At 61.9% G+C, this 6,517-nt stretch carries 4 protein-coding genes; all 4 read right to left on the bottom strand.

Going from position 1 to position 6,517, the window contains the following annotated elements:
• Positions 1–667 precede the first annotated feature (667 nt).
• From SOP85_RS30480 to SOP85_RS30465, 4 genes are read right to left on the bottom strand one after another with little or no spacing between them, the layout of a single operon-like run.
• On the bottom strand, positions 668–2,122 hold the full coding sequence (locus SOP85_RS30480) for a curlin (RefSeq protein WP_323629341.1): 1,455 nt from the start codon (positions 2,120–2,122) through the stop codon (positions 668–670).
• 27 nt (positions 2,123–2,149) lie between these two features.
• Entirely contained in the window at positions 2,150–2,611 is a 462-nt protein-coding gene (locus tag SOP85_RS30475) for a curlin (protein ID WP_274076850.1), read from the bottom strand.
• Between the two features lie 60 nt (positions 2,612–2,671).
• On the bottom strand, positions 2,672–4,921 hold the full coding sequence (locus tag SOP85_RS30470) for an Ig-like domain-containing protein (RefSeq protein ID WP_323629340.1): 2,250 nt from the start codon (positions 4,919–4,921) through the stop codon (positions 2,672–2,674).
• Between the two features lie 35 nt (positions 4,922–4,956).
• Positions 4,957–6,303, bottom strand: a complete 1,347-nt coding sequence (locus SOP85_RS30465; protein WP_274076852.1) for a hypothetical protein — start codon at positions 6,301–6,303, stop codon at positions 4,957–4,959.
• Positions 6,304–6,517 lie beyond the last annotated feature (214 nt).

Raw genomic sequence — 6,517 nt, 5'->3', positions numbered from 1 at the left:
AGGCCGCCTTCGCCGGCAAGCCGGCTCCTACAAGGTATATGTCGCGCACGAAACCATGGTAGAGGCACATTTTTGTAGGAGCTGGCTTGCCAGCGAAGAGGCCCGAAAGACTCGCACCAGACTCAAGGCCGCCTTCGCCGGCAAGCCGGCTCCTACAAGGTATATGTCGCGCACGAAACCACGGTAGACACACATTTTTGTAGGAGCTGGCTTGCCAGCGAAGAGGCCCGAAAGACTCGCACCAGACTCAAGGCCGCCTTCGCCGACAAGCCGGCTCCTACAAGGTATATGTCGCGCACGAAACCACGGTAGAGGCATATTTTTGTAGGAGCTGGCTTGCCAGCGAAGAGGCCCGATAGAGCAGCACCAGGCTCAAGGCCGCCTTCGCCGGCAAGCCGGCTCCTACACGGTATATGTCGCGCACGAAACCACGGTAGAGGCACGTTTTTGTAGGAGCTGGCTTGCCAGCGAAGAGGCCCGATAGAGCAGCACCAGACTCAAGGCCGCCTTCGCCGACAAGCCGGCTCCTACAAGGTATATGTCGCGCACGAAACCACGGTAGATACAGGGTTGTGTCGTCCCAAAATTGAAGGTTTGAGCGCATATCTGCAGGCGTAAAAAAACCGCGACCCTCCCTCAAGGGCCGCGGCTCTTTCACCCCATGCAATTACTTCTGCAACACAGTCGCACTGTTAGCCGTACCAAACTGCTGCACATTCGCCGTCTGTGTCATCCCGCTCTGGTTCACGCTGGTAATGTTGCCAGTCCCCCCCTGGGTCACATACGCCACGTTCATGGTGTCCGCCTGCTTGATGGTGATCATGTTGTCTTCGCCATACAGCTGTGTGGTGAACGCCTGGTTGCCGGTGCCTTCCTGGTCGATGTTGGTGGTGTTGTTGGTGCCGGTGCTGCTGCCCTGGGTCAGGTTGTTGGTGCCGCGTTGGTCGGCGATGAGGATGTTGTCGGTGCCGTTCTGGTCGAAGTACAGCTCGTTGTAGGTATCGGCCTGGCTGACCGTGGTCTTGTTGCCGGTACCGGCCTGGTTGGTGGTCATGATGTGGCCGGTGTTTTTCTGGGTGAAGTTGGCGACGTTGCCGTTGCCGTTCTGGTTGACGGTGGCGCGCTGGTTGCTGCCGAACTGGCCGCCCATTTGCGTGACCGGGCCTTTCCAGTTGCTGGCGTAGACCTTGTTGTCGTTGCCTGTGGAAGTGGCATTGAGCACTTGGCCGGTGCCGGTCTGGTAGGTGAAGTGGATGTTGCCGACGCCCTGTTGATTGAGCGTCACGGTCGAGCCCAGGGACTCGAACTGGTCGGCATAGATGGCGTTGAGGTCGCCGACCTGGATCACCTGGGCCACGTTGTTGTCGCCGAAGCTCTGGTCGACGATGGTTTCGTTGGTCTGGCCGTTCTGGTCGATGGTGGTCCTGCTGGCGACCTGGGTGTCTTGCCAGACTTCGCTGCCGTTACCGTCGCCATACTGGTTGATGGTCAGGTTGCCGCCTTCGCCGTAGCGCTGGTCACCGTAGGCATAGTTGGTGCCGCCGGACTGATTGATGTCGATCTGGCCATTCATGTGGTTGATCTGTTCGGCGGTGGCGTAGTTGGCAGTGCCGTACTGGATGATCACCGCGTTGTTGGCTGTGCCCAGCTGGATCTGTTCGATGTTGGCTTCGTTGCTGTCGCCATACTGGTAGGTTGTGCCGGAAGAGTTTTCCTGGCTGTCCTGGTAGATGAACGAGAAGTTACCGGTGCCTTCCTGTTGCTGCAGGATCTGGCCACCGCCGAATCCGATCGACTGGCTGGCATGGCTGGTGTTGGTGGCACCGGCCTGGTTCTGGATGATGGTGCTGTTGTTTTCGAACAGCTGCTCGGCGTAGCCGGCGTTGTAGTTGCCGCTCTGGTTCTGCTCGATGGTGCTGGTGGCGGTGTCCTGCACGGCGGCCGCATCGTTGCCCGCACCCGACTGGTTCTGGGTGGCGGTGCTGAACGGTGCCGAAATCTGCTTCACATCGGCGATGTTGGTGTCACCGAACTGGTTTTGGGTCGACACGCTGTCGTCGGCCAATGCTTGAGCACTGACGATGACCAGGATGGCGGCGGTGAGGGGCGTCAATTTGAACATGATGAAACCTCCAGGTGGTGCAGTGCTTTAGCGATACTGGGTGACCGATACGCTCATTCCATTTCCTGCCTGGGTCACAGCGCTTTGCTGACCCGTGCCGGCCTGGACAATGCTGGCGTCGTTGTTGTTGCCGTTCTGGGATATCTGCGCGCGGTTGTGGCTGCCGGTTTGGGTAATGGACGCGGCGTTGCCGGAACCTTGCTGGTTGATCAATGCCATCAGGTCGCTGCCTTGCTGCAGGATGTAGGCTTCCTGATTGCTGCCCGACTGCACGATCTGGCCGAGCAGCGACTGGCCGTTCTGTTGCAACAGCGCGACGTTGGCCTGGCCGTTCTGGTCGATCAGGGCTTGCTGGCCGACCGGGGGTGGCAGCTCGCCGAGGTCGGCGCCGGGCGCCAGGTCGTCGTTCTCCATCAAGTCGTCGGCACGCACGCCCGCGCTGCTGCAGAGCAGAAGCAGGCAGAGCAGGGCGGCGGTCGGCGTTTTCATGGCGTTGTCCTTTGGTTAGAGGCTTGCCCCATCAACCACTCTGGCCGATGGGGCGAGGGCTCAGTTCGAGATCACCTGCACCGTGCGCACAGTGCCTTGGGACGAGGTGATGGTGGCTGTCGGGTTCGCCGACGGAATCACCGTGGTCGAGTTGCTGACGGTCAACCTCCAGCGACCGGTCAGTGGCACCGTGGTGCTACCCAGGGTCACCAGCCCGGTCGGCGTGGTCACCTGGACGGTGATGGTGTTGCCGGTGGTCACCGATGAAGTCCCCGAGAAGTCCCAGTTGAAGCGGTTGTTGGAACGGGCCGTCACCGTGGCTGCCGTGACCGCGAAGTTTTCCGCGGCTGGCCGTGGCGAGACTTGCACCGTGACCGTGGCCGGTGTCGTCGACTGGGCGCCGAAGCTGTCCCGGGCGAAGTAGGTGAAGGTCGTGGTGAACGCCGTGGTGACCGTGGCCGGAGGGTTGTAGGTCAGGACGGTGCCGTTGCTGGTCACCGAGCCGCGAGTGGCCGGTGGTTGGGTGAAGCTGGCGATGGCGAGCGGCACGTTGCCTTCCGGATCGGTGTCGTTGGCCAGCACGTTGATCGGGATCGACACACCCAGGGTGGCAATGGCGTCGGCGACAGCCACCGGAGGCTGGTTAGGCGCCACGGTGATGGTCACGGTCGTCGCAGCGGTCGCGGCCAGGCCTTTGGCGTCTTGCGCCTTGTAGGTGAAGGTCGTGGTCAGTGGAGCATTGACCACCGCTGGCGGGGTGTAGACGACCGCTGTGGTGCCGCTCAACGCCACGGTGCCCTGCTCGGCGGCCGGTTGAGTCAATGCCGTGATGGTGAGTGGGGTGTCGCCGTCCGGGTCGTCGTCGTTGGTCAGCACGTTGAGGGTGATCGGTACGCCGAAGGTGGTGCTACCGCTGTCGGCAACGCCAACCGGTGCCTGGTTCTCACCGGTATCCGGTGCCGTACCGACGACCACCACGGGCTCGGTATCGTTACCGCCCGAAGCCGATTTGATGGTCACGGTGGCCGGTGGCTGGGACAGGTCGGCGACGGTCAGGCGTTGCAGGGTACCGGACTTGGTCAGCCGTCCGTAGCCCTGGGCAACCATGTCCGGCACCACCACTTCGTCAGACGAGGTGGCTTCGATCAGCAGGCTGCGATTGTCCCAGCTGTAGCGCGCGGTCTGGACTTTCACCACGTCGGAGACTTTGCTCGATACTGCCGTCGGCCGGGTGGTGCCACTCGGATCGGTAGCAGTGAGCACCACCACCGGAGGCACGGTGGTACCCGTCAGGCGATGGCCGAAGAACAGACCGGTGTTGTCGCCGAGCATGCTGGTCAGGCACGGCGTCTGTGGTGGGCCGGGAACCAGGGCCACGGTTTCACGGAAGCACAGGCTCGATCCGTTGACCGATTTGCCGAACACTTCTACCCGGGTACTGCTGGTGCCCGGACCTGTAGACGTGCGGCGGTAAGTGGCGCGGCTGATTTCCGCCGGGGTTTGCGCACGGCTGTCGAGGACCTTGCCGGATACGGTGAAGAGGTTGGTCTGGATAGTCCCGGCCGGACCCTGGATACGCAGGAAGTTGGTGTTGTTGGGGCTGCCGGTGACGGCCTCTGTAAGGTTCGGATCGCCGACAAAAGTCTCGATGGCGCCGGTGTCCGGGTTCACTTCGGTGTACGGTCCGTTGACGCTGCGCAGGAATGGCCCGACCTCCCCGTTGAGGGCACCGGAGAAGTTGCCCGGTGCGCCGATGCCGATGTCACGGGTGATGTTGATTGCCCGACGGCCCGGTGCGGTGACGTTGACCGTTTCCACGCCGTACGGGTGGGTGATGGTGTAGACACCGGCCACTGGCACGTTCACCCGCAGACGAATCCGCGCGAAACTTGCCTGGTCGCCGTCGATAGGGTTCTCGGACGCGAATGCCGCTTCGATCCCGGCGACGTAGGCATCCACGCCGTAGCCGCCGACATCGTTGATGCTGGTCTCGGCGAGGTACCAGAAGGTTTCCGGTGGCCAGTTATCCGGGAACACCATCGGCAGGGTGTCGTCATAAACTCCGGGTTCCGGATTCAGGATGCACATGTAGGCAGGCGCGCCGGGAGCGCCAGGTGACCGCGAACTCGTCGCCCGCGACTGGCACAGTTCCAGCGACAGCAGATTGTTGTCCTGATACCACATGGGGAATTTCCCCGTGGCAAAGGTGTAGGGGCCGGGGTCGACGGCAGCGAGTTGCGCGAATGCACTGCCGGACAACGATAGAGTCAGTCCCAGGGCGTTGAGCGCCAGGCGTGGCAATTTGTTCATGATGCCTCCTGATGAGGATCTGGGCATATGTGCGTTCATTGCACGACGACCACTTCTTCGGTATCGCTGCCGCCATTGGATGACGTCACTCGAACCTTGGCCGGTGGAATCGGCGTGATGCCGGTCGACAGGGATTTCACTGCACCATCGCCACTGAGAGAGCCGATGGCGACCCCGGTGCCGGAGGTGGCGGTAAGGACCGGTGGCGATGTTTCATCGCTGGTCGAGGCCACGATGGTGATCTGCCCGCTGCTCAGGCTGTACTGGGCCTGTGAGATCACCACCAGGTCGGTCAGCGGCAGGGACAGCGTGGTCGGCGTGCTGGTGGGAATGGCCAGGTGATTGTCGGCGGTTACCACAAGGGTGCTCGGTAACGTCGGGTTGGTGGCGGACTGGGCGTACCAGTGGCCGGTGGTGTCGGCTTCGGTCAGGTTCAGCACCGGGCTGTTGCTGTCCAGGGTCACCGTGGCCGGTGGCGGTGGCGCCATCACGAACACATCCTGTTGCGCCACCGGTGCGCTTTCACCGGCTTTACGGGAGTACGTGCTGCGCTCGGCAATGATCGGAGTGGGGCGGACCACCGTCGACAACTTGCCGGAAATGGTCATCACCGTCGTGCGCAAATCCAGTCCATTAGGGCCTTCAATGCGGATGTAGTTGGTATTGAAAGGGCTGCCGGTGAAGGCCTCGGCCAGGTTTGGATCGCCGATGAATTGATCGGGCGCACCCGTGACCGGGTTGATCTCGGTGTAGGGACCGTTGACGCTGCGCAGGAACGGACCAATGTCACTTCTGAGCGCGCCGTCGTAGGTTTTCGGCGAGCCGATGCCGATGTCGCGAGTCATGTTGATCGCGCGGTCTCCACCTGCGGGAACGTCAAATATGTCGACGCCGTAGGGGTGGGTGATGGTGTAGACACCGGCAGTGGGCACATCGACCCGAATGCGGATTCGGCCAAAACTGACCTGGTCGCCTTCTTTCACCTCTTCCGCGGCGAAGGCGGCTTCGATGGCACTGACAAAAGTCAGGTCGATGCCCCGGGCTGCATCCACGATTGAGCCCTCGCCGGTAAACCAGAACGTTTCATCGGGAAAGTTGCTTGGGAAAACGATGGGCTGCGTGTCGTCGAAAACGCCGGGAGCCGGATTCAAAACGCACATGTAGGTCGGCGCGCCGGGTGCACTTGGAACCCTGGAACTGACAGCTTTTGACAGGCATAAGTCGAGGGTTCGGCCATGCGTGTCCTGATACCAGGACGCGAAGCCACCGGTGGCTGGCAGGTAAGGGCCAGGATCTACAGCAAACAACGCGGCCTGGGCAGAACCTTGGGCCAGCGCACTCACGATCAGGGCGATCGCGCTTTTGGACAGTAAAGGGTGCATGAGTATTCCCTCTATCAGAGTACCTGCCCCTTGGATATGGGTCAGTTGGGAGGTCTTCGGCAACTCCCATGCCAACCGTCGAAAATGTCGGTGCGAGGCCCGGTACACAGGCGTTTGCGACGCGCTCGCGGATGGAACGGCAAATGCCCGGGCGGGCCTCTTTCCCCAGCATTGGGGGTAGATCGGGGCAGCGGGGGTGGTGGGGAATAGGGGG

The sequence above is a fragment of the Pseudomonas sp. YuFO20 genome (genome assembly GCF_035064975.1).
Lineage (GTDB): Bacteria > Pseudomonadota > Gammaproteobacteria > Pseudomonadales > Pseudomonadaceae > Aquipseudomonas > Aquipseudomonas putida_AE.
Note: the sequence above shows the minus strand (reverse complement) of the source record. Positions and strands in the feature narration are given on the sequence as shown.